Source organism: Pseudorhizobium marinum, assembly GCF_000705355.1.
GTDB lineage: Bacteria > Pseudomonadota > Alphaproteobacteria > Rhizobiales > Rhizobiaceae > Neorhizobium > Neorhizobium pelagicum.
This window is the reverse complement of the sequence record NZ_JMQK01000006.1, coordinates 178,487-202,555: the sequence shown is the minus strand read 5'-3', so window position 1 is coordinate 202,555 and position 24,069 is coordinate 178,487. Positions and strand designations below refer to the sequence as shown.

At 58.2% G+C, this 24,069-nt stretch carries 20 protein-coding genes; 13 read left to right on the top strand and 7 right to left on the bottom strand.

Annotated elements, in window-relative coordinates; genetic code table 11:
- The first annotated feature begins 38 nt into the window (after positions 1 to 38).
- The 6 genes from EO99_RS0110330 (at position 39) to EO99_RS0110305 (ending at position 6,427) form a co-directional block, all read left to right on the top strand.
- Positions 39 to 1,583, top strand: coding sequence for an undecaprenyl-phosphate glucose phosphotransferase (locus EO99_RS0110330; protein ID WP_029618564.1), 1,545 nt, complete (start codon positions 39 to 41; stop codon positions 1,581 to 1,583).
- Complete coding sequence (locus EO99_RS0110325; protein WP_029618563.1) at positions 1,580 to 2,833, top strand: O-antigen ligase family protein; 1,254 nt, start codon at positions 1,580 to 1,582, stop codon at positions 2,831 to 2,833. The genes EO99_RS0110330 and EO99_RS0110325 overlap by 4 nt, the downstream gene beginning before the upstream one ends.
- 30 nt (positions 2,834 to 2,863) lie before the next feature.
- On the top strand, positions 2,864 to 3,154 hold the full coding sequence (locus EO99_RS0110320; protein ID WP_029618562.1) for a helix-turn-helix domain-containing protein: 291 nt from the start codon (positions 2,864 to 2,866) through the stop codon (positions 3,152 to 3,154).
- A 98-nt stretch (positions 3,155 to 3,252) separates the two neighbouring features.
- Positions 3,253 to 3,441, top strand: coding sequence for a hypothetical protein (locus EO99_RS0110315; RefSeq protein WP_029618561.1), 189 nt, complete (start codon positions 3,253 to 3,255; stop codon positions 3,439 to 3,441).
- 190 nt (positions 3,442 to 3,631) lie between these two features.
- Positions 3,632 to 3,967 carry a hypothetical protein gene (locus tag EO99_RS0110310; RefSeq protein WP_029618560.1) on the top strand — a complete coding sequence of 112 codons (336 nt, stop codon included), beginning with the start codon at positions 3,632 to 3,634 and terminating at the stop codon, positions 3,965 to 3,967.
- Positions 3,968 to 4,141: 174 nt separating this feature from the next.
- Positions 4,142 to 6,427 carry an FdhF/YdeP family oxidoreductase gene (locus EO99_RS0110305; protein ID WP_029618559.1) on the top strand — a complete coding sequence of 762 codons (2,286 nt, stop codon included), beginning with the start codon at positions 4,142 to 4,144 and terminating at the stop codon, positions 6,425 to 6,427.
- Positions 6,428 to 6,522: 95 nt separating this feature from the next.
- Here the strand turns inward: EO99_RS0110305 and EO99_RS0110300 are convergent, their stop codons facing one another.
- From EO99_RS0110300 to EO99_RS27390, 4 genes are all read right to left on the bottom strand, one after another.
- Positions 6,523 to 7,029 (bottom strand): hypothetical protein, encoded by a 507-nt coding sequence (locus tag EO99_RS0110300; protein WP_139015097.1) that lies wholly within the window; start codon positions 7,027 to 7,029, stop codon positions 6,523 to 6,525.
- The gene (locus EO99_RS0110295; RefSeq protein WP_202807180.1) at positions 7,029 to 7,478 is read right to left on the bottom strand and encodes a DUF305 domain-containing protein; all 450 of its coding nucleotides are present in this window, start codon (positions 7,476 to 7,478) and stop codon (positions 7,029 to 7,031) included. Before EO99_RS0110295 ends, EO99_RS0110300 begins: the two co-directional genes overlap by 1 nt.
- 289 nt (positions 7,479 to 7,767) lie before the next feature.
- The gene (locus EO99_RS0110290) at positions 7,768 to 8,889 is read right to left on the bottom strand and encodes a tyrosine-type recombinase/integrase (RefSeq protein WP_029618556.1); all 1,122 of its coding nucleotides are present in this window, start codon (positions 8,887 to 8,889) and stop codon (positions 7,768 to 7,770) included.
- Between the two features lie 206 nt (positions 8,890 to 9,095).
- Complete coding sequence (locus EO99_RS27390) at positions 9,096 to 9,284, bottom strand: hypothetical protein (RefSeq protein WP_156034713.1); 189 nt, start codon at positions 9,282 to 9,284, stop codon at positions 9,096 to 9,098.
- 90 nt (positions 9,285 to 9,374) lie between these two features.
- On the opposite strand from EO99_RS27390, the gene EO99_RS28075 reads away from it, so the two are divergent.
- The 5 genes from EO99_RS28075 to EO99_RS27380 all read left to right on the top strand — a co-directional run bounded on the left by EO99_RS28075 (position 9,375) and on the right by EO99_RS27380 (position 15,742).
- On the top strand, positions 9,375 to 9,689 hold the full coding sequence (locus EO99_RS28075) for a hypothetical protein (protein ID WP_210165076.1): 315 nt from the start codon (positions 9,375 to 9,377) through the stop codon (positions 9,687 to 9,689).
- A gap of 737 nt (positions 9,690 to 10,426) precedes the next feature.
- Positions 10,427 to 10,762: a helix-turn-helix domain-containing protein gene (locus tag EO99_RS28645; protein ID WP_029618553.1), complete on the top strand. Its 336-nt coding sequence runs from the start codon at positions 10,427 to 10,429 to the stop codon at positions 10,760 to 10,762.
- 95 nt (positions 10,763 to 10,857) lie between these two features.
- On the top strand, positions 10,858 to 12,426 hold the full coding sequence (locus tag EO99_RS0110270) for a site-specific DNA-methyltransferase (RefSeq protein ID WP_029618552.1): 1,569 nt from the start codon (positions 10,858 to 10,860) through the stop codon (positions 12,424 to 12,426).
- A complete protein-coding gene (locus EO99_RS0110265; RefSeq protein WP_029618551.1) occupies positions 12,426 to 15,068 on the top strand; it encodes a DEAD/DEAH box helicase in 2,643 nt (880 codons plus the stop codon). Before EO99_RS0110270 ends, EO99_RS0110265 begins: the two co-directional genes overlap by 1 nt.
- Before the next feature lie 125 nt (positions 15,069 to 15,193).
- Positions 15,194 to 15,742 (top strand): hypothetical protein, encoded by a 549-nt coding sequence (locus EO99_RS27380; RefSeq protein WP_156034711.1) that lies wholly within the window; start codon positions 15,194 to 15,196, stop codon positions 15,740 to 15,742.
- Positions 15,743 to 16,039: 297 nt separating this feature from the next.
- On the opposite strand, the gene EO99_RS0110255 is transcribed toward EO99_RS27380, so the two are convergent.
- The 3 genes from EO99_RS0110255 to EO99_RS0110240 form a co-directional block, all read right to left on the bottom strand.
- On the bottom strand, positions 16,040 to 18,649 hold the full coding sequence (locus EO99_RS0110255) for an RNA-binding domain-containing protein (RefSeq protein ID WP_077067060.1): 2,610 nt from the start codon (positions 18,647 to 18,649) through the stop codon (positions 16,040 to 16,042).
- Positions 18,650 to 18,753: 104 nt separating this feature from the next.
- Positions 18,754 to 19,755: a site-specific integrase gene (locus EO99_RS0110245; RefSeq protein WP_081852022.1), complete on the bottom strand. Its 1,002-nt coding sequence runs from the start codon at positions 19,753 to 19,755 to the stop codon at positions 18,754 to 18,756.
- Complete coding sequence (locus EO99_RS0110240; RefSeq protein ID WP_029618547.1) at positions 19,752 to 20,396, bottom strand: hypothetical protein; 645 nt, start codon at positions 20,394 to 20,396, stop codon at positions 19,752 to 19,754. The genes EO99_RS0110245 and EO99_RS0110240 overlap by 4 nt, the downstream gene beginning before the upstream one ends.
- A gap of 215 nt (positions 20,397 to 20,611) precedes the next feature.
- Here EO99_RS0110240 and EO99_RS0110235 point away from each other — a divergent pair, with 215 nt between their 5' ends.
- Together EO99_RS0110235 and EO99_RS0110230 are read left to right on the top strand one after the other, a co-directional pair.
- Complete coding sequence (locus EO99_RS0110235) at positions 20,612 to 22,720, top strand: AAA family ATPase (protein ID WP_029618546.1); 2,109 nt, start codon at positions 20,612 to 20,614, stop codon at positions 22,718 to 22,720.
- Positions 22,717 to 24,021: an McrC family protein gene (locus tag EO99_RS0110230; RefSeq protein WP_029618545.1), complete on the top strand. Its 1,305-nt coding sequence runs from the start codon at positions 22,717 to 22,719 to the stop codon at positions 24,019 to 24,021. Before EO99_RS0110235 ends, EO99_RS0110230 begins: the two co-directional genes overlap by 4 nt.
- The last annotated feature ends 48 nt before the right edge of the window (positions 24,022 to 24,069 follow it).

Genomic DNA, 24,069 nt, shown 5'->3' with positions numbered 1-24,069 from the left:
CGGCGCGACACGACATGCGCTGCAAGAGGACCAGTTGGATGCCCGACGCCGGTATGAAAGGCCAGTTTGACGCCGATGCCCTGCGCCGCAAGGTCTCCGACCTGCCCGCGGGCGATACGGAGGATGCGCCTTCGGTGCTGAACCCGTTCGCGCTTCAGATCGCCAGTCAGTTCCGCGACGAGAACACCTCACCGTCACTGCTGATCGGCCAGATCCGGCTGCTGGAGTTCCTGTCGCTGCTGGCACTCGGCCTTCTGGCCATGGTCACCCTCACCGCGCCGGACAATGCCGGACTTCCCACCCATTTCGCCATTGCCCTTCTGGGGGCGCTGGTGTCGGTCATCGCCATGCAGGCGGCAGACACCTACCAGATCCCCCTGCTGCGCATCGCCGCGCGAGCCCGCCGACGGGTCGTCGTCGCCTGGCTGATCGGCTTTGCCGCCTCGGCAGGCACCCTGCATTTCGTCGAAACCGGTTCCATCAGCATCACCGGCCATTTCATCTGGTTCTTCGGTACGGCCGTCTTCCTCCTCATCGAGCGGCAGCTGGTGGCGTTCGGCATCCGCCACTGGGCGCGCAACGGCATCATGGAACGGCGCGCCGTCATCGTCGGTGGCGGCGAACCCGCCAAGCAGCTGGTCCGGGCGCTGGAACAGCAGCCGGACAACGACATCCGCATCTGCGGCATCTTCGACGACCGCGGCTCGGGTCGCTCCCCGCCGGTGGTAGCTGGCTATCCGAAGCTCGGCACCTTCGCCGAACTCGTCGAGTTTGCCCGGCTGGCGCGGGTCGACATGCTGATCATCGCGCTGCCCGCCTCGGCAGAGGCGCGCATCCTGCAGCTTCTGCGCAAACTGTGGGTGCTGCCGGTCGACATCCGGCTGGCCGCCCATGCCAACCACCTGCGGTTCCGGCCGCGCTCCTATTCGCATGTCGGCGCCGTGCCGATGTTCGACATCTTCGACAAGCCGCTGCGCGACTGGGATTCGGTGGCCAAGCGCGCCTTCGACATCGTCTTTTCGCTCCTGGCCCTGGCGCTGATCTGGCCGGTGATGATCGGCGCCGCCATCGCCGTCAAGGCGACCTCGAAAGGCCCGGTCTTCTTCGTCCAGAAGCGCCACGGCTTCAACAACGAGGTCATCGACGTGCTGAAGTTCCGGTCGATGTACACCGAGATGTCCGACCCGACCGCCAAGAAGGCCGTCACCAAGAATGACCCGCGCGTCACCCCGGTCGGTCGCTTCCTGCGCAAGTCCTCGATCGACGAGCTGCCGCAGCTCTTCAACGTCCTGCGCGGCAGTCTCTCGCTCGTCGGGCCAAGGCCGCACTCGATCCATGCGCAGACCGGCGAACGGCGCTATGTCGACGTCGTCGAGGGCTATTTTGCCCGCCACCGCGTCAAGCCCGGCGTCACCGGCTGGGCGCAGATCAACGGCCTGCGCGGCGAGCTCGACAGCGACGAGAAGATCCGCATGCGCACGGCCTATGACCTCGAATATATCGAGAACTGGTCGCTGCTCTTCGACCTGAAGATCCTGTTCCTGACGCCGATCCGGCTGCTCAACGTGGACAACGCCTATTGAGTGCCCTCGTCCAGGATCAGCGCGCGTTTCAGCCGAGACTTGCCGCCGTGACGCTCTTCGGTTCGACCATGATCGCCTTCGGCGTCTTCCTGTCCGGCTTCGTGATGTCGGAGCCGGCACCCTATGAGCTGATCATGGCGGGGCAGATCGCCGTCTGGTTCCTGCTCGGCCTTTCCATTTCCCGCACCGTCGGGCTTCTGCTCGCCATGCTGCTCGTCTTCAACGTCGGCGGCCTGCTGGCGATCACGGTGATGAAGGACATGAGCGGCGCACCGCTCTATGCGGCCGTGTCGATCTTCCTCGCCATGACCTCCGTCTTCTACGCCGCCGTCATCGAAAGCCGCCACCAGCGCCTGACGCTGATCTTCAAGGCCTGGGTCGCGGCGGCCGTGATTACCGCGATCCTCGGCATCCTCGGTTACTTCCACGCCTTTCCGGGTGCCGGCGCCTTCACGCGCTACGACCGTGCCATGGGCGCCTTCCAGGACCCCAACGTCTTCGGCCCCTATCTGATCGCGCCCATCCTCTACCTCATGCATCGCCTGCTGACCGGCAAGCTCCTGCAGTCGCCGCTTCTGATCGCCGGCCTTCTGGTTCTGGTTCTCGGCGTCTTCCTGTCGTTTTCGCGCGCCGCCTGGGGCCTGCTGGCGTTCAGCAGCCTGATGCTGATCGTCATCATGCTCCTGAAGGAACGTACCGGCGCCTTCCGGATGAAGATCCTGGTGCTGTCGATCGCAGCCCTCGTGCTGTTTGCCGTGGCACTGACCATTGCCCTTCAGTTCGACCAGGTCTCCAACCTTTTCACCACCCGCGCCAAGCTGGTCCAGGACTATGACGGGGCCCACATGGGCCGCTTCCAGCGCCACAAGATCGGCTTCCTCCTCTCCATGGAACGCCCGCTCGGCATCGGTCCGATGGAGCTGGGCCGGATGTTCGGCGAGGACGAGCACAACATCTGGCTGAAGTCGCTGACCACCTACGGCTGGCTCGGCTTCGTCACCTACATCATCATGATCGGCTGGACCCTGGCGGCAGGCTTTCGCTACCTCCTGCGCGACCGACCGTGGCAGCCCTTCCTGATGATCTCCTGGATCGTCATCCTCGGTCACTGCCTGATCGGCAATGTCATCGATACCGATCACTGGCGACACTTCTACATGCTGCTCGGGATCATCTGGGGGTGCTTTGCCCTGGAACACCGCTTCCAGCGGCAGAGCCGCCGTGCCGCCGCGCTCCCAAGCCCTGCTTGACTTCGGCCACGGCTGCGCCAGATTGGTTCGATGCTGACAGGAACACAACTGCGCGCCGGGCGCGCCATGATCGGCCTATCGGTCGAAGAACTTGCCGATATGACCGGCATCTCCATCCACGACATCCAGCAGGCAGAAGGCGCCACCGCCGTCGATCAGGCGGTCGCGGAACGTCTGCGCCTGGCGCTTGAGCCGAAGGGGGTCGTCTTTCTCGCCGCGGGAGAAGACAATCCCGGCGCCGGACCGGGCGTGAGATTGCGCACGCGCAGCTCCGACGACGGCATCCGTCCGCAGAACCTGAGCTCGGCCAACGACGGCTGAAGAAGGCCCTCGGACGCAGTCCCGAAATTTCGCCTTGCCCCTGGAACTTCTTCGCGCGTCCGGCGTTTTCGGACATCATCGCGTAGAGGGGATCTGGAATGAGCGAGCGCATCGACGTTGAACGGTTTCAGGACACCGGACTTCGCAAGGTCTGGAGCGTCAGCGAGTTTTCCAAGCGTTACCGTCTGCAGAGGGAAGAAGAGCAGCGCCTTCTGAAGCTGCTTGGCTCATTCGCGACCGAGCAGGAGCTTCTGATGAATGCCTCGCGGGCGCCGCGCTTCCGCTAATCCCACTGCTTTCGAGAATCGCATAAGCCGCCGTCATCTCCGGCGGCTTTTTCACGTGCGTGGACAACGGGATACTCCGCGATTGTTGTTCGTGAAAATCGGCGGGGGCGGGAGGAACCTCTTCTTCAACCGGGCGTTCACGGGCATCACAATCTAGCGCGACCGTGGCGGTCGCCTGACGGAGGATAGCATGCTGAAATTCCTGGCCCAGGCCGGTCTTACCCTTACCCTTGCGCTGACTGCCGTCGGAACCACGACGACCGTCGCGTCCGCCCAGGATCTTGAGCTGCGCATCGGTCCTGACGGCGTGCGTCCGATCATCCGCGATAACGACCGTCGTGACCGCCGCGATCGTCGTCGTGACGAATGCAGCCCGCGTGAGGCACTGTCCATCGCTCGCGACGAAGGTCTGCGCCGCGCCGAAGTCACCCGCGTGACGCGCCGCAGCCTGACTGTCGAAGGCATGACCCGCCGTGGCCCGACCCGGATGGTCTTCGCCAATGTCCGCGGCTGCCCCGAAATCTGAGCAGCACACTGCACAAATGGAGGCCCCGCTCAAAAAGCGGGGCTTCTTTCGTTTGCGGCCTTGGTGACGGTACCTCCATGGAACTTTGCCCGCGTTGATGGGTTGCTTGATCATCTTGCGCCATCGGCAGCAGGAAACGTCACGGTGTCGACCTCCGTGGTGCAGCGAATCCGGATGATTGGGGGCTTCATGGCCAAGGATGAGACCGTACATTACGACGGCCCGGCAGGCGGCTGGGGATCGGCCAAGGGGATTGCGCGGATCTTTGCCAAGGAGCGCAATTCGCCGGCCGTGCTGGACACGCTGCGCCGCCAGAACAAGCCGGGCGGCTTCATGTGCGTCTCCTGCGCCTGGACCAAGCCTGCCGACCACAACCCTCTGGAATTCTGCGAAAACGGCGCCAAGGCGACGCTCTGGGAGCTGACGCCACGCCGAACCACGCTCGACTTCTTCGCCAAGCATACCGTGACGGAGCTACAAGGCTGGAAGGACCATGACCTTGAGCATGAAGGCCGACTGACGCATCCGATGCGCTACGACAGGCCAAGCGACCGCTACGTCCCCTGCTCCTGGGAAGAGGCCTTCACCGGCATCGGTCGTGAACTGAAGGCGCTCGATCCGAAATCGGTCATCTTCTACGCCTCCGGTCGTGCCAGCCTCGAGACCTCCTATCTCTACGCCCTTTTTGCCCGGCTCTATGGCAACAACAACCTGCCAGACAGCTCCAACATGTGCCACGAGACCACGTCCGTGGGTCTGAAGAAGGTGATCGGCGCCTCCGTCGGCACCTCGGTTTTCCAGGACTTCTCCACCTGCGACGCCATCTTCTTCTTCGGTCAGAACACCGGCTCCAACAGCCCCCGTTTCCTGCATCCGCTGCAGCAGGCGGTCAAGCGCGGCTGCAAGATCGTCACCTTCAATCCGGTCCGCGAAAAGGGCCTGGAGTCGATGATCAATCCGCAGAGCCCGACCGAAATGCTGACCGGCAAGGAAACCCAAATCTCCTGCCAGTATCACCAGGTCAAGACCGGCGGCGACATCGCGGCCGTGATGGGCATGTGCAAGCACATCTTCGCCAGGGATGACGAGGCCAAGCAGCGCGGCCGCTCCGTCATCGACCGCGACTTCGTCGCCCAGCACACCGATGGCCTGGAGGCCTTCGAACAGAAGGTCAGGGCGACCGGCTGGGACGAGATCGAGCGCGAGTCCGGGCTTACCCGCGCCGATCTGGAAGCCGCAGGCCAGGTCTACGTCGACGCCGAGCGGGTGATCGGCATCTACGGCATGGGCCTGACCCAGCAGGTCGGCGGCTTCGACAGCATCGCCATGCTCGTCAACCTGCTGCTCCTGAAGGGCAATATCGGCCGGGATGGCACAGGAATCTCCCCCGTTCGTGGCCATTCCAACGTCCAGGGGCAGCGGACGGTCGGCATCTCCGAGAAGCCGGAATTCGTGCCGCTCGACAAGCTCGCCTCCATGTTCGGCTTTGAGCCGCCCCGCGACACGGGCATGAATACGGTGGAAGCCTGCGAGGGCATGCTGGAGGGCAGCGTCAAGGCCTTCGTCGGCCTCGGCGGCAACTTCGTGCGCGCCATTCCCGAACATGGCGCCATGGAGGAAGCCTGGACGAAGATGCGGCTGACGGTGCAGATCGCCACCAAGCTCAACCGCAGCCACCTTATCAACGGCGAGGTCGCCTATCTCCTCCCCTGCCTCGGTCGGAGCGAGGAGGACATGCAGGCGAGCGGCCCGCAGACGGTGACCATGGAAGACAGCCTGAGCTGCATCCACGGCTCGGTCGGCAAGCACAAGCCGGCGAGCGAGCATCTCCTGTCGGAGATCGCCATCGTCGCCGGCATCGCCAAGGCGACGCTCCCGCCCAACCCCAAGGTTCGGTGGGACGACTGGCAGGGCAATTACGCCATCGTCCGCGACCTCATCGAGGAGACCTATCCGGACAAGTTCCACGACTTCAACAAGCGCATGTTCACGGCCGGCGGCTTCTACCGCGGCAACAGCGCACGCGAGCGGATCTGGAAGACGGAGAGCGGCAAGGCTGAGTTCACCGTTCCGGAGGCACTGTCGGCTGCCGGCTTCGAGGACCGGGACGGTCGCTACCGGCTGATGACGCTGCGCAGCAACGACCAGTTCAACACCACCATCTATGGCTACAGCGACCGCCTGCGCGGGATCGAGGGCACCCGCGACGTCCTGCTGATCAATCCGAAGGAGATGGCAAAGCTCGGTCTCACGGAGGGCCAGATGGTCAGCCTGCAGACCGACATCGACGACGGCCGCGAGCGCAAGGTGGGAGGCCTGAAGGTCCTGCCCTTCGCCCTCCCCGACGGCTGCGTGGCGGGCTACTACCCCGAACTCAACCCGCTGATCCCGCTGTCGCTGCACGAAAAGCGGTCGAAGACGCCTGCATCGAAGGCCGTCCCTGTGCGCATTCTGATCTGATCGGCATGATAAAGTCCGGCAGGGCGGAGGAAGATCCTCCGTCCTGCCGGATGCAGCTCCCACAACTCAGAAAAACTCAAGCCTTTTGCCGACCGTCAGTCGCAGTCCGAATAGCCGCGATAGCCGACCCGCATGTCCTGGCCGATCTCGAAGAGGAGGGTGGCTTCCTCTTCGCCCGCTTCGAGGCTGGGCGACAGGGTGAGACGGACGGGATCGGCGGCCATGTCTATGCGTGCGTCCGAGGCGATGGCCGGCAGCTGAATCAGGTGGCCGTTGAGCTTGGCGACTGCGGCGGCCGGAGCGCCGTCTGCGCCTCCACCGAGCGCCAGCACAGGCTTGCCGAAGCTCGTGTAGCGAAAGACGCACCGTGGCGGCCCGCCGAGCACCGTCTGGATCTCCGCGTCGACCATCGTCGCCGGATCCAGCGTCGCAACCTTTGCGCCGGCGATGGCTTCACCCGCCGGAAGCACGGTCGGCGTCTCCTCGCCGCTCATGGGATCGGTCACGTCGTCGGCAGCCTCGTTGCCGCAGGCGGCAAGCAGGCCTGCCATCAGAAGGATGGCCGGCAGCCCCTTCCGCACAGAGTGGTCACAAGCTTTCATCAGTCGCGCGCCTCCAGGTCTTCGATCAGGTACTTCATTTCGGCGATCTCGCGCTCCTGGGCCTCGATGATCTCGTCGGCGAGCTTGCGGACGCGCGGATCGGAAATCTGCGCCCGCTCGCTGGTCATGATGGCGATGGAGTGATGCGGGATCATGGCGCTCATGTATTCGGAATCATCGACCGTGGCCTGTCCGCGGACCAGCCAGAGCGACAGCGCGAAGACCGCCACCGCACCGCCGAGGATTGCCATGTTCAGCATCTTGTTCTTGTACATGCCCAGCATGAAGCCGAGCATGATCACGGCCATCGTCGCTCCCATCACCAGCGCCATCCAGGCTCGCGTCTCGCTCCAGAAGACGTGCTCGAGCGCGTAGGTGTTGAGGTACATCAGTCCGTACATCACGACCGTCGATGTCGCGATCATCGCGGCGAACCGCCAGTAAGACATTCCCATCGTCTGCAATCCCCTTTTCTGGCGGCACCGGCACTCCCGGCCGCCGTATGTCTTGAGGATAAAAAGGCTGGGGGCGGCAAATGTTCCAAGGGGTCGGGGAGTAGCGGCAACCGCTAGGCTCCGGCCGAAAACAGAAAGGCCAGCTGGCGATCACCAGCTGGCCTTCATCCGTCGCGGCATTCAACGATGCCGCTCTAAATCTCGGAATGGCGGGATTCGAACCCACGACCCCTTGACCCCCAGTTAAGTGCGCATCGGTCGAAAATGCATTAGGTATCATCATCTAAGCGGGCACCTTCTCATCTGTTGTGGGTTTTTTGGTGGGATTTGAGAGCAAGGCTAGAGCTTCCGCCACCTCATGGTCATGGACGTGGGCATATTTCACCGTCGTCTTGATGTCCGAGTGGTTCAACGCCCTCTGTACGATCTTGAGGTTCCCCGTCTGCCGCAGGAGCTTCGTACCCACATCGTGCCGGATGTCATGGAACCGGAAGTTCTCGACCCCGGAACGCTTCCGCAGCCGTCGCCATTGCGTCTTTGCACCCTCCGGGGTGATCGGGTAGCGCTCACCCTTCACCTGCCCTTCCCGCGGGCGCTTGCAGACGAAGGTGAAGACGTATTCGGGATGGTGTCCCTCGCACTTCTTCAAGATCGCTGCCACAGCTGGGGTGATCGGCGTATGCACCTCCCTACTCTGCTTCCCGATGGCCGTGATACGCTTGGCAAAGATGTTCACCGCTGACCATTTGATGAGGGTTTCCTGCCGCCGTAGGCCGGTGAGACGGGCAAATTCAAACCAAAGGGCATAGTCGTCCCGAACGGAGCTATCCAACGCTACGGCTTCGTGAGTGTCGAGTTCCCGAACCCGTTCCTTCGGCTCTTTCAGCATGTGGGTCTTCCACTGCGGGGGCTTCGGGAAGGAGTTCCCGCGCATAGCCGAGTGGTTGAATATAGCCTTGAGGAGGATTGTGCAGGATCGGTTGACGGTAGCGTTGGAGAGGGTTGGGACAGTTTTGCCGCCCTTCGTCTCCTTCCTGCCGTGGCGCGTCTCGTTCCGGCGTCGAGTGACAAGTGCCGCCACGTCCGCGTCGGCGAGCTGGTCAAGGCGCTTATCTTTGCCAAGGTAGCTGATCAGCCGCTGGATGTCGGTCCAGGTATTGTCTGAGTTGACATGGTACTGGCCCTTGTCGTTCCAGAAATGACCGGCTGCGACGTCGAGTGTAACAGGAGCGGTCCCCGTAACCCTCGCCTGCTTTATATCCTCCTCAAGCTGCGCCTTCCATTGCCGTTCAATCAGCTCAGCTTCTTTTTTGCTTTTGGCTTTTGTAGACTTGTGAACGCGATGACCGTGGAGCTGGAATTCGGCGTAATAAAAAGGGAGGCCTTTGGGCTTGTGGACTGGCAACTCGGCACCTCACGGACCTTTTGAGCTTGAATGAACGACGCTATGTTCTTGTCCGTGAACCTGCGGTGCTTCCGGACCTTCCCTGCGCCCATGAGGATCGATCTGATCCGACCGAGGTTCACATGTTCCCGCAGTAGCTTCGTAGAAATACCAAGAATGCTGGCTGTCTCTTTAGGGGTATGGAGGGGTTCTGAAGACATTGCACCTCACCCTTTTTCTTGATCTTCGTTATGGACTTCTGGTCCGTGTTGCAGGCGGCGGCGTTCGGCTTTGATCATCTCAATCAATTGCCCTGTCATGTTCCGTGAGTTCTTCTGTGCGTACTCATTCAGCCATGCCTTGAGTTCCGGCGGGAGCTTGAGAAGTAAGGGAGACGAATAATTGCGGGCTACCATGTTAGGGCTCCTTTCAGATGAGGCTATAGTCGCGTATATATCCCATAGATATCAGGATATCAATATCACTTGGATATATGGGATATACTCATGGCCAACGAAAAGCGGAAGCGAGAAGGTGCGCAGCTTCTTTTAAGGTTCAGCGAAGGCTCTGGGTTGCGAGAGGTGCTCAAGCGCGAAGCCGCCCTTAATGGGCGCACATTGACCGCTGAGATCATTTTCCGGCTGGAGAATAGTGTAGCGCAGCAAGAAGAACTCAGCCCATCAGTATCCTCTACCGGGATTTCCGAAGAACTAGACAAGCGATTGCGCACCGAAAAATGGGAGCTTTTAGAAGCAATCAAAAAGCTTCAGGGCGAAATAGACGAGGTACGAGACCAGGTCGGTCTTGCGCCAAAAATCTGAGCTCGCAGGGAAAGTCTCAGGGGAGATAGCTGGTCTGTTTCCAGCTTAGCAGCCTACAGCTCTCGTTGTCGAACCACCCCCGCACGTGCTCGACGTTCATCCCACCGTACCCGTTGCGGGCTCTGTACTTCATATCGATCTTCTGAGTTCCATCCGGCAGAACCTCTCCGACACCGGTGGAGAGATGTTCGTAGCTGTCCGGATCGCGGAGCTGGTCCCTGACGGCGTTTTGCAGCTCGGGAAGGGCGCCGTAATAGTAGTCTAAGCATTTGCCTCGCGCTTGGTCCCCAGCCACCCGCTTACTGCCTTGGCTTGCGCCGAATGAATTCTTTGTTCCTAATGCACCACCACTTTGGATAGGTGGGCCGAGAACTAAGATAAAACAGCCTAAGACGAATAACAGCCCTATACTGGCAATGCCTACCCGGCGCAGACTTTCCCGCACCGTCATTGGCTCATGCTTCCAGTCGCGGCCATTTATACCCGACCTACCTGAACGCGCACGGCCATCCTCCGCCCGATCTAAGACTTCATTTCTCAGGCGGTCTGTCCAACGACCCGATGATGGCGGCTTGATGGACGGCTGGTTTGGCTTCTGATCAGTAGACATTGTTGGCCTCGATAAAGATTTTCAATAGCGTAGCAGCCAGGACGCAAATTGCAATTAATTGCAAACCTGTAATCTCCTTCCGTGGGACAGTGGCCTTTTGCCGCCTACACCTCTCCGTGGAGGTGTCATGGCGGAACTTCGAACAATCTTTGGACAAAGCGTTAAAGCGCACAGGCGACGCCTCAACCTCACTCAAGAAGCTCTAGCCGAACGGGCAGGGCTCTCCCTGGATATGGTCGCTAAAATTGAAGGTGGCTCAAGCGGCGCAAGCTTCGCCACAATCGAACTTCTGGCTAAGGCCATGAGTATCGAACCGTCTGCCCTTTTCGGGGTCAATCCCCAAGACCAGAGGTTTAGCAAGAGCCTCCATGAGATTGTGCGAGAGTTAGCAACTCTTTCAGAGGATGACTTGCATTGGGTAAAGGCTCTACTCGATGTGGCGCTAAGGCCTCGCCGCCGATAGCGGACTTCGTGAGGGCTTTCTACCCGTTCATACTGTTGGACCAAGATCAGAAATCAGGTAGGGATCGTTTCCAGATACAAGGATGACTGGAATAGATGCCGACACTGCGATGGTTGACAAGGGATGATGACGTTAAGGCTGCCGCGGACGTGCCCTATCGTCTTCTGGAGGAAGTCCCCGAACTTGGTCATGGCGACCGCGACACCGGCAACATGCTCATTCAAGGCGATAATCTCGATGCCTTGAAGGCGCTGCTGCCGTTCTATGCGGGTCAAGTGAAGTGCATCTACATTGACCCGCCCTACAACACTAAGTCCGCAAACTTCGCCCACTACGACGACAATCTGGAGCACTCGCAGTGGCTGGCCATGATGTGGCCGCGCCTCGAACTGCTACGAGAACTTCTTTCCGAGGATGGCTCGATCTGGGTCAGCATTGATGACCGCGAGGGGCACTACCTCAAGGTGGTGCTGGACGAGGTTTTCGGGCGGTCAAATTTCGTAACGACGTTCATCTGGCAGAAGGTCGATAGTCCAAACGACAACAAGCCCCCGATCACGCCCGATCATGAGTTTGTGTTGTGTTATGCGGCTGATCAGAAGCGGACGAAGTTCCGGAAGAAACTCGATGAGAGTATTCTAAAATCCTATAAACAGACGGTGGAGGAGCCTCGCCTACATCGGGACCGACTTCTCAAGAAGAATGGAAAAAACTCGCTCAGGAGAGATCGGCCTTCGATGTATTTCCGCCTTCGTGCGCCCGACATGACGAAGGTATTCCCCATTCATGATGACGGGCGCGAGGCGCGGTGGGCGTTTAGTTGCAAGGGTGTCCGGCAGCTACGCCGGGAGGGCCGGCTCATCTGGAAGCAGAGGAGCAAGAATGGCGAAGTGGTTTGGGTACCATACGCCAGAGAATTTGCACCAGACCTACCGACCCGTCCCCACCAGACCATCCTCCTCGATGTGAAGACAAGCCGACAGGCAAAGGCTCATGCTACCACACTCTTTCCCGGTATCGAGCAGTTCGAAACCATCAAACCTGAGGAGCTGATCCAGAGGATTTTCGACATAGCTACCAATCCGGGCGACATTGTCCTCGACAGCTTCCTCGGCTCGGGGACGACGGCAGCCGTGGCTGAGAAGATGGGGCGTCGCTATATCGGCATCGAAATGGGCGATCATGCCCAGACCCATTGTCAGCTTCGCCTGCGCAAGGTCGTAGACGGCGAACAGGGCGGCATCTCCGAGACGATAGATTGGGAGGGTGGTGGCGGTTTCCGTTACTACCGGCTCGGCGCGTCGGTGTTCGACGAGACCGGGCAGATACGCCCTGACATCGAGTTCCCGGTGCTCGCCGCGCATGTGTGGTTCTCGGAAGTCCGGTCGCCATGGTCGAGGCCCACCACGCTGTCGCCGGTGCTCGGCGTTCACGATGGCCGCGCCTATGCTCTACTCTACAACGGCATTCTCGGCGATAAGTCGACCAACGGCGGCAACGTGCTGACCCGGAAGACGGTCGACGTAATCCGCGCCGCTCTCCCTGCCGACTTCTCCGGTCCCATTGCCGTCTATGGCGAACGCTCGGCCTTGTCGGACGGCTCGCTGGTACGCGAGCAGATCGCTTTTAAGCAAACCCCGTATGACGTGAAGGCTCGTGCGTGATGGAACTCAAGGCCTATCAGACCCAGACGCTCGAAACTCTGCGCGAATTCCTCACCAAAGCTCGCGTGGAAGGCCCGAGCTCGGCCTATGAGACCATCGTCGCGGAACCCGAAATGGCAAAGCGGCTGAAAGGCTTCGCCGGCTCATACAAGGCTCTGAACGGTCTGAGCCAGACGCCTTATGTCTGCCTGCGGCTGCCCACCGGGGGCGGCAAAACCGTGCTTGCCGCTCACGCCGTCAACATTGCCAAGGAGACGTGGATCGAGCACGATTTCCCGTTGGTACTATGGCTGGTGCCAACGACGACAATCCGCAAACAGACTGTGGACGCGCTCAAGAACCCGCGTCACCCTTATCGTGCCGCGCTAGACGATGCTTTTGCTGGTCGCGTCCGCGTCTTCGACATTGGCGATTTCACCCAACTCCTGCCGCATGACCTGCGTTCAAACTGCTGCGTCGTCGTCGCTACGATCCAGACACTACGCGTCAAGGACACCGAAGGTCGGAAGGTCTATTCCCACCACGAAATGCTTGAGCCCCATTTCACCAGCGTACCCGACAGAATGCCAGGACTGGAGGTAATTGAGGACGGCAAGGGTGCTGGCACAATCAAGTTTTCATTTGCCAACCTGATGCACCTTCATCGCCCGCTGATGATCGTCGACGAGGCGCATAAGGCCGTCACCGGGCTGTCGCGGGATATGCAGACCCGCGTGAACCCGACGGCGGTCATCGAGTTCACCGCGACGCCGCGAACAAACTCCAACATCTTGCACTCGGTCTCGGCTCAGGAACTGAAAGACGAGCAAATGATCAAGCTGCCGGTCATGCTCTCCGAGCATCAGACCTGGCAGTCTGCCGTGACCGGGGCGATTTCCAAACGTGCCGAGCTTGCCGAGGATGCCCGTCGGGAGCGTGACTACATCCGCCCCATCGTCCTGTTTCAGGCCCAGAACAAGGACGAGGAAGTAACCGTCGCAGTGCTCAGGCAGCACCTGATCGACGTTGAGGGTATTGATCCCAATCGCATCGCGGTTGCCACTGGCGATCAGCGTGACCTTGATGGCATCGACCTGTTCGATCCCGCCTGCGAGATAGACTTCATCATCACGGTCGAAGCGTTAAAAGAGGGCTGGGACTGCTCCTTCGCCTATGTGTTCTGTTCGGTTGCAAACATCCACAGCGCCACCGATGCCGAACAGCTACTCGGGCGCGTGCTGCGCATGCCCTACGCCAAGAGGCGCACGATCCCGTCGCTCAACCGCGCCTATGCCGCCCTAACTTCGAAATCCTTCTCGGAAGCTGCCTATGCCCTGAGAGACCGGCTTGTTGCCATGGGCTTCGAAGAAGGCGAGGCCGAAGACAACATCCTGCCCGAGCAGCTTGATCTGAACAATGGGTTGTTCGGCCATGCCCGCCGGTGGCAGCCGAGCGTCACGGTGTCTCTCGATGCCAACCCTGCTGCCGTCAAGGAACTGGAAGCTGTCGCGCCGAGCAAGGTTAGGGTGACAACCGGGGACGACGGAAAAGCCGTGGTTAAGATCACGGGCTTCCTCAGCCCCGCCGAGAAGGAGAAGCTGGTTGCCGCACTACCTGACGCGGAAGTCAGCAATTTCTCCGATCAGGTCGCCAGCTACGAGGCCGAGCATCTGCACCATGCCTCGCCTGCCGAGCGGGGCGAGACCTTCACCGTCCCGGCTCTGATGACTTGGGTGCAGGACGAGCTTGAACTTGCTGATACCGACATCCTTATGGAGTATCACGACTGGTCCCTCGCCGACCACTCGCCGAAGCTGGAGGCCAAAGACTTCTCCATACAGGCAACGGCGGACACATTCGAGATTGATATCGATCAGCAGCGGCTGTTCGTGAAGCACGCTGACCAGAGCGCCCAACTCCTGCTAGACATCCCTGTCGAAGGGTGGAGCGAACAGACGCTCGTGCTGTTTCTTGACCGGCAAGTGCGGGACAAATTTATCGGACAGGGTGAACTCGTTCGCTGGCTGACCGACCTAGCGAACTACCTTACCGGCCCGCGCAACATCCCGTTGTCGGCACTGATGCAGTGCAAGTATCCACTCGCTCGCAAGGTCAAGGAACGTATCGCCGACATCCGAACCAAGGAGCGCGAGAGCATCTATCAACGTTCGCTGTTCGCCCCGGAGGCCAAACCCGAAATCTCCTTCGCCAACGGCTTCGTGTTCGCTGACGACATGTTCGCAGGTGCCCGCACCTATCGCGGCTCCTATCGGTTCTCGAAACACTTTACTGGATGGGACCGGATTGCTGCCTTCGATGGTGCCGACGATGGCGAGGAACTGGCCTGCGCTAAGATGCTCGACAGTCTAGCCGAGGTAAAGCACTGGGTGCGGAACGTGCCTCGTCACCCCTGCGCGTTCTGGCTCCCCACGGCCTCCGGCAAGTTCTATCCCGATTTCGTGGCCGAACTAACCGATGGCCGAATTCTGGTGGTGGAATACAAGGGCGCGCATTTGACCGATGCCGCCGACACCGACGAGAAACGCTCCATCGGAGCGCTCTGGGAGAAGACCAGCGGCGGCAAGGGGCTATTCCTCATGGCCGAGAAGCGGGTGGACGGAAAAGATATCCGCGAGCAGATGAGGCAGAAGATCGCGATCTAGCATGCTGCACGCCCGTTTTGGTACACGCCGCGGCACCGCTTTCTACCACTTCACAGCCTTAGCAACATTCGTCCAAAGGCTCCAGCAACACACTGTACTTTTGACCGACTAGAGGATGCTAACCAGTGAAGGCGAGCGAGGTTCTAAAGCAACTGATCAGCCAGGAGCCCTCGTGCCTTGATGCACTTCCACGTGATCACGGCATCTATTCCCTTCATGATCATGAGGGGAATATCCGCTATATCGGGATCACCAAAGGTGACAAGTACGGGTTCTACGGCCGGATTTACAGCCGACATGTGAGCGGGTCTGAAGGACGAAGCCACAAGTTTTCGCACGCATACAATACGGGTCGAATGTGGCGAGAGAAGCGTGACAACAGTTCGGATGCACAACTGGCAAAGCATCTTCGAACCGCCTTCGTCAGACGGTATTGTCGTGCCACCTATGTCCAAGTTCCCTCGTCGCTTTGGCACAACCTATCTCAGCTCGAAACAGCTGTACAGGCCATAGCCCCTGACGGAATGTTCGCGTGGGGTAGCAAACGAGCTTTCAATCCGCTACCGGAGCCGCACTTTTTGCTGGACGCGTTGCTGGACGATCTGCAGTTCACAGCGGCCCAACGAGCTGCCGTTGAGCGCCAGGCTTCCTTGTCGCTCATACGAGCTAGCTGATCGTCAGCGAACGTTGCAGAGGGATCATCCGAAGTCGTCGTTGACAGCTGACAGCTGCATCCTGCCAATCTTTAAGCGTCTGACCGTTGATGGTCAGCTTCTATGACGTCCGACCGGTTGTCTTGCGGTTCTCACCGCCGCAGCAGCGCTTGGGCTTGCAAAAGTTACATCTTTGGCAAACTCCAGGAAAGTGGGGTCATTCGTAGAAACAAGTCGCCCCTCTCGAACCATGCTATGATTTTTCTAGATCATTTTGAGGCGTCAGGCACAGCAGCTCGACATGCGCGCGGGTATCCCTCAAGCAGCCCTGCCATACTTGGCACCTCGAAAGGCCAAATCATGGTTTGCGCCACTTACTAAAGTCAGTATTTCAGGTTGCGGCTTGCCTAGCTTGGAAACCTGCTTTTCTAGACTGCCCAGTCGCCGCAATTGCTTTGACAATAAACCTCGTGCGGCTTCGTCTACCACCGGCCGGTCTTCGACAGCGCCCCACCACGTTTCCAATGCATGAACGCCCCGCCTTATGAGGTCGGTTAGAAGCACATCATGCTCCGCTAGGCGGATAACAGCTTCGAACACGGCTAGCTGTCCAGCTGGCGCTACGGCTTCGCGTGCCGTCGCATCAACAAGCTCTCGTGCGAAATCAAATCGCCTTCCTATCAGCGTTTGGAAATAACCCGAGGTAACCACCTGGCGATGCAGTTTGAACGAAATTCTCTCGACCACTTCTAAGGACAACTCCGCGACGCGTCTCCAGTCACCTCGAACCTTAGCGGTTCCAATGAGCCCGCTGCATGCATTGATAAAACCATCGAGCCAGATATCGCGATGAGCTTCATTAGAGGACAGAGATTTGGTCAGGATGTACAGCCCCTGCCAATCCTCCAACTCCTTTTTGGTTTGTATTATGTAAGAAGGGAGTTCGGGGCGTGAGCAGTTGTACCGACGCGCATTGTGAAAGGCTATATCAGCCTCCTTCGGTTGCGGCGGCTGAGCCTTCAAGAGCGACGCGCCGTAGATGCACGCTACGTCGCCATTCGTCGGATGCTGTGATTGCAGTCTTCTGGCGGAGATGACGGCTTCGCCCGTACGTCCTCCCTTCCATAGTGCAATAATTGTCCTGATTGCCAAACCAATGGATTTCGTGTTGCTACGGCTCCTTTCTTCTGCGCGCGCACATGCCTCCTCCACACTCAGAGCTTGGCTCCCGAGATGTCGAACGAGTATTTCCCTCACTGCGACAAGATCACTCGGCACGAATATTATTGTGTCGCTGCTACCCCTAACCGTCGTGGCAAGCAGATGGTAGCTCTGTAGATGACCTATACGCTCACGAACTACCTTGGTCGTCAGATCAAGAACCGCAGCCAAATCCTGTACGCTGGTTTCCCCCAGCAGGATCACAGCCAGAAGAAGACGGGCCTCAGCGGTACTTAATCTCCGGATTTCTCGTTCGAACGCGAATGCGCGAACATCTTCGCCGTCTTGCCCCTTCCATGTCTCAAGGGCATGAACGATATTCTCACCCAGCTTGACTAGGCGAAGTATTGACGCTGCAAATAGAGGAGAACCTGATGAGCTTCTAAACAAATCATCGATAACATCGCCGTAGATAGGTGGGATGCCAAACGCGTGAGCGACGTTCTTGATGAAGTCACCGAAGGCCTCGCGCTCCAGACCCTCCAACTTAAGGACCCCGGTCTGGGGAAGACCTTGATCAATGCGTGATGTCATCAAAATCTTGCTGCTCGGAAGCTCCCGTCCCACTGTCCGCAGAGCAATAGTATTCATCGAGTTCACCACCCGCCGCTGTTCTTCCGGCTGAAGACTGTCGATATCATCTATAATGATCAAAGCGGGCACGATGCAGAGAGCTTCAATGATGCTTTCTTCAAAATCCTCAGGCGCTAGGTCGTCTTCATCGGCGTCAACCCTGTACGACATCGCCGCAAGTATCGCTTTGTGGAGGCTCGCGAGATCGTCAAAATCGACCCTCCCAACGGCAACCATTTCGCCTCTAAGGGCAGAGAACGTTCGAACTTTGGCCGCCAACCAAATCACTTGCTCTACTGCCCCTGCTCCCAGATCGCTAACCTCTTCAGCAAAGCGATAGGCAAGAGTAGTTTTACCTAATCCTCCGATCCCCGATATGAGGCGGATGGGACTACGCGGATCACCAATCCACTCGCGTAACTCGGATAAGGGCTCGGCGCGACCCAGAAATTCGATAAGGTCAGGATCGCGAGCGGGAAGTGTTGACGGTAGTTTTTCGCGCCTTTTTCCCTCGCGTTCCGGCGGTGCGCGGTCCGAATGAAGGAACGCCCAGTCTGAGCTCACATTAGCAGCGGGGCGACACTCATCCCGAATGCGTACATAGGTTTCCCTGTTGAAGCACTTATTCCCATTGGGTTTGATGGGGCCATCTTTGATGAAGCGGACCGGCAATTTCCCAGGTGCGCGCCGTGGGATCATGAGGACACCGATTTGGATGGTCTGACCTGCTGTTTCGATCTGAAATTTCTGAAAATCGCATTCTATGGGATTATCACCCACATATGCGTTGAGCCTCCGATTAAAGTCAGTGCAGTCGAAGTCGCCTTCGACGCCTTTTACCCGTGCCTTTCCCTTGTCGGTAACGCCAAAGACAATATAGCCGCCATAGGCATTGTGGAATGCGACAGCATCTTTGACGATGTCGCCCAACTGGGCGTCGAACACTTTGCGCGGATTATCTCCACCGTCTGTCGGAAGCGCCGGCAGGTTTTCTTTGTAGTCCCACAGCTGGTTCTCAGCGTCATGCGGCTTACCATCGGGCAGCAACAACGTCAGCACTTCTGAAGTGAGCACTAGATCGTCGACTAACACCCGAAGACGACTTGTTACTGCTGCGGTAGAAAGCTTCGCCACGTTTTCTCTCCCATTTCTCCAACTGTAGAACGAGAGCGCTCACTCGCAACGGCCGCAGCACGGTAATCAACAGAAACCTGATGCCTTCATCAGGCAGCGAACGTCTACAGGATGGCGGCCGCCGCATTCTCAATAAACAGCTCACCGCTGCGGATGTACCGAGACAGCATGGCGTCGCTGGCGTGACCTGTCTGTTGCCGGATTTTCCAGCTAGGCACACCCGCCTGTGCGGCGGTCGTCGCGAAGCCAGCCCGAAGGCTGTGACCAGAGAACTTTGAGGGGTCAAGACCAATCATCGCCACTCGCTGTTTGACTATGTTCGAGACAGCCTCCGCCGAAAGACACCGGGCTTGTGGAATGCCGCCTTTGCTAACTGACCGGAAGATCGGTCCTGCAAGTATGGACGCGCAGCTTAGCCAAGCTTCGAGCGCGGCGACCGGACAATGTCGCGTCTTGCCGAAGGGGATTGCGATGTCGCGTCCGAACCCGTCCTGATCAGTCTTCGAGCGCCGCAATGTGATAATGACCCCATGTCGCACGAATGCCACGTCGTTAAAGTCGAGCGCTGCAAGCTCACTTCTTCTGAAGCCTGCGGCAAAGCCCACCAATAGCAAAGCGCGATCCCTGACATCGCGAACAGAGCTTCCCAACCTGTCCAGTGCCAAGAACAGATCATCCCGAAGCAGCGGCTCCGCGCATCTTTTAGCCGCTCCTCGATGCCTGCTAATCCCTCGCAATGTTGATCTGGCCGGCTCTTGCTTTGTTGGGTCGACAAATCCCAGGGCTGTATGCGCTCGTGACAGTGATGCGGCCCAACGTCGTAGGGTAGAGATTGAGTGCGTTTCTGCATGATCAGCAAAATAAGTAGCTAATACAGTAGCATCAGAAGGGAGTTTGCCACCCCACTTCCTGAACCGCTTCAGGTCACTGGCGTAGGCCCGACGGCTGTTGGCCCCAATGCTTTGCTCCAGGTACTCCCTCACATGATCCGGTAGCGATCCAACCAAAGCACTGCCTTGTGCAATTGATTGCAAATAAGGAGCGCTCGCTTTTGAAGGAAAATTTTGATCCTGATAATAAGAGTTATCGGAGGTAAAGCTGCTCATCGGCGGCTCTCCCTAAAAAGAGGAAGCTCGGCTTGCCTTTGTGGCTGACCTCCCCGATCATAAAGGCGGCACCGGATTTCATCGAGATGGTGTCGATGTTCACGTATCGTTGACAGGATTGGCATGATGCCTTCATCAGGGGTGCCAACCTTCCCCATATCTGTTTGCAGACCGAGCGCGTACAACTGGTCGGATTGGCTCCATGCGGCTCGAAGAAGCAAAGGCACTGCATCGACGTAGAAGCTGGCCATCGCGGCCACATCATGCGCTCGAAACTCCGGCACATATTCTGCGAGACGTTGCCTGACGTCCCAATTTACCCGAAGAAGCTCTCGAATGGCCGCCTTTCCGACGCGAGTGTGCTTGTCGAAGGTGTATGTAGGGACGCCGCGGGGGAACTTTGGCTCTGGAGGGGTCTCCTTTACCAGTTCAAGTAGCTTGCGTCGCTCGTATAGAACCGCAGAGAGCAACGGGACCATCAAAACAATGGGTTCCCGGGTTAGTTTGGCTGCAACTAACGTCGCATCGCATAAGGCAGCGTGCGAACCAGCAGCCGCTAGCAGTTCCATCAGACCCTGAGGGTCCCCCTGATCGAGAACCTTTGGACCTCCTCCATGGAGCGTTACGTTTGGTAGTGTCATGTGGACCTCCTTGATTTCAGGAGGTCATCCAGGTTCAGGCGACCCACAACGAACGATAGAGTGCCCTCACCTCAGAGCAAGAGTTTCCATCTTATTCAGCTCGATTATCCGCTAGCAGCTGTGGCTGCGGGCCGGCAGCCGGGGCGAGAGAAAATTTAGAGCTTCAATGGTACTACCAGAACTTTCTCCGGTAATTGGACGAGTGGGAGTGTCGGATGCGCGAAGATGAATTTAAGCAATGGCTGCAGGACGGTGGCGCAGACGCGGTCAATGCAGGGAATACTCGCGCATTCGCTGTTAGGACAATCGAGAAGAATTTGAAGGCACTAGGGTCGCCTCACAACGACCTGGAGAGCGCGTATCAAGACGATCAATTCGCCCAGTTGCGCCAGCGTCTCAAAGAAATGCGCAGCGATGAGGCGATTTCCCGCGGCGACTTCCGCATCTTGATGCCGCAGTCCGAGAACCCTCTTGGTCGGTTGTCAAGCTGGCGCTCCTGGCTGGGGCAGTACGGGCGGTTTTTAAGCGGCGAAGTTCGAGCTCCTCGCGACGCGGATCGGATCAGGCAGTATGTACTAGAGCGCTATATCGAACCCGCTAGAGAACAAAACGCCCAGAGCGTGGATGTACTGGTTCGTGATGTGAACTCGGCGCTCGGATTAAACGACGGATGGCCGAATATCTGTCAGGTCTTGGCAGGCCCAAATTTTCAAGAGTTCGCTGACGTCTCGCCTCCGGAACGCATTGGTGCTCCAGTCAGTCCAGCCACCGTCTTTCGGTTTGGGTTCGACGGAGCAGCACCGCTGCTAGCCAGCGAGCCAACAAACCTCATCCTTTACGGTCCCCCTGGAACTGGCAAGACGTTCGAAACGGCGGTCGAGGCCGTGCGGCTTTGTGGCGAACACGTTTCATCTGATCGACAGGAATTGATGACAACCTACCATCAGCTACTCCATGCGGGACGGATCGAATTTGTCACGTTTCATCAGTCACTGTCCTACGAAGATTTTGTTGAGGGGCTCCGCCCTTCTAAAGGGGCTGAGGATGCATCCGTGGGTTTCGAATTAAAAGCAGAACCAGGTGTCTTTCGGCGGATCGCAAGGCGAGCCGAAACAAGCACCGGCCCCGGCGACGTTACCTATTCGCTCGCTGGACGGCAGATTTTCAAGATGTCCATTGGGGCTGCTGACGATCCCGTGGACGCCCATCTATTCGAAGAGGCTATTGCGGGGGGCTACACACTCTTAGGCTATGAAGATATCGATTGGTCGGATGAGCGCTTTTCAAGCCGCGAAAAAATTATTGAAGCAGTTAGGGTCTCCGGCGTGACCTCTACTGATAAGCCTACGGCCTTCAGCGGTCGGGTCCAGTTTCCCTTCATCTTCCGCAACAATATGAAGAAAGGTGACATGATAATTGTCTCTAAGGGGAACAGCCTTTTCCGAGCTATCGGCGAAGTGACCGGTGACTACCAGTTCGCTCCCCGGGAAGGCGGGGACTACGGGCACCGTCGTGCAGTTAAATGGCTGTGGGTAGATCGGGCGGGTGTGCCAGTTACGGAACTTTATACACGCGCCTTTACGCAAAAATGCATTTATCTCCTCACCCAATCTGAACTCAACATCGCTGCCCTCGAACGATATGCTGCTAGCCAACAGGACGCGGGCCGCGGCGCGCCAGAACCCTTCGTGCTGATAATCGACGAGATAAACCGAGCAAACATCTCAAAGGTGTTTGGGGAACTGATCACTCTGCTAGAGCCCGACAAGCGCCTCGGCCAACTGAACGAACTAAAAGTTAGGCTGCCTTACTCTAAAGAGCCATTCGGAGTTCCAGCAAACCTCCACGTGTTGGGAACAATGAACACTGCAGATAGATCAATTGCGCTGCTCGACACCGCGTTAAGAAGACGCTTCCGTTTCCGTGAGCTCATGCCGGACCCTTCGAAGCTCGCCAACGTGGAGGGAATTAATCTCTCAGCGCTGCTCACCACGCTGAACGAACGGATAGAGTATCTTTTCGACCGGGAACATCAAATTGGCCATGCTTATTTCATAAACTGCAGGTCGAAGTCTCAACTAGACGAGGTCATGCGCCACAAAATCATTCCGCTTCTGTCCGAATATTTCTACGGCGACTTGCAGAAGGTCGCTATCGTCCTTGGCGACGCCGACAATCGCGAAGGAGATCGCCAGGGTAATTTTTTGGACAGGCAGCGACTGAAGGTTCCAAAGGGCGTTTCCGCCAATGATGAGGACCTTCCTCACCGCTACCGATGGAGCGTACGAGACGAGTTCTCGTACCAGGACTTCATGGCGGCATGATCCGGAGAACGATCCACGAATGGGGCTCTATTTCATACGGCGATGCCGATAACGAAATCCCCTCCTATGCGGCGGATAAGCTTGCTGCCGTCGCCAAATCCTCTTTGCTCGCTGGGCGTAGCGGCATCCGAGTTCTTGAACATGGTAGGCGAGCACTACGCGCCCAAGGCGTCGTCGGGATAATCGCCGCAAGCGACTGCGCTCTGGAGATACTGCCGAAGATAGATCACGATAAAGGCAACGAGACGGAACCAGTCGGAACTGTACGAAAAAGGCTCGTTCACATGCTTGCGGCTGTGCTCGACCTGAAGCTTGAAGTCGGTGCTCTAACCCAACTCGATTGGCAGCGAAATTCGCTTCTTGAAATATTAATCGGCGTCTTCACCCAGAAACTAACGGACGTGCTCAGACAAGGAATGCCTCGACGCTACGTGGAGTGCGAGGAGGATTTGCCTTCAGTGCGCGGAAGGTTGGACCTAGCACGACAATTCACCACTCTCGCAGCTAATCCTTCTTTGCTTGCGTGCCGCTTCGACGCGCTCACAAGGGATATTGCTCTCAACCAGATAATGAAAGCTGCAGTTCAAAGCTTGGCTGGTGTTGCACGTACGGTGGCAAATCAGCAACGTCTCCGAGAGCTTGGGTTTCTCTACTTGGAAGTTAAAGGCGTACCAATCTCCGCCCTGCGCTGGGACGAGATCGTTCTGGACCGGACAAATAATCGCTGGGCCGAACTCTTAAGACTGGCAAAGATGCTTCTGGGTCAGCGTTTCCAGACGACCTCCCAAGGCACGGGAGGCGGATACTCACTGCTGTTCGAAATGAATTCCCTTTTCGAGCAGTACGTCGCTCGCAAGCTTAAGCAGGCATTGCGGGACACGGACCTTCGAGTGGTTTCGCAAGGGGGGCAGCTCCACTGCCTAGAGGATGAAGATAACAAACGGCTCTTCCGCACCCGGCCCGATATCCTGATCCAGCGTGGCGATCATGTAGTGCAGATTATAGACACGAAGTGGAAGAGGATCGTGAACGCTGCTGACGATCCTAAGCAGGGCGTATCCCAAGGCGATGTTTACCAAATGATGGCATATGGGCAGCTCTACAAGTGCCCCCGGTTGACGCTCCTATACCCTCATCATTGGGGTCTTTCCCCGCCTGACGGAGTGCATTCCACGTTCCGAGTGCGCGGAGGAAACCACTTCCTGGAGGTTCGTACTCTAGATATCGCCACTGACGACCAGTTGACGGACCGCTTGAAAGCCCTGGTAATTGATACTCATCTCGCAAAGCCTCGAACGTGACGCTGACCATCACCTAAAGCAGCCGCTGCTTGGGAGGCTAGCTATGCA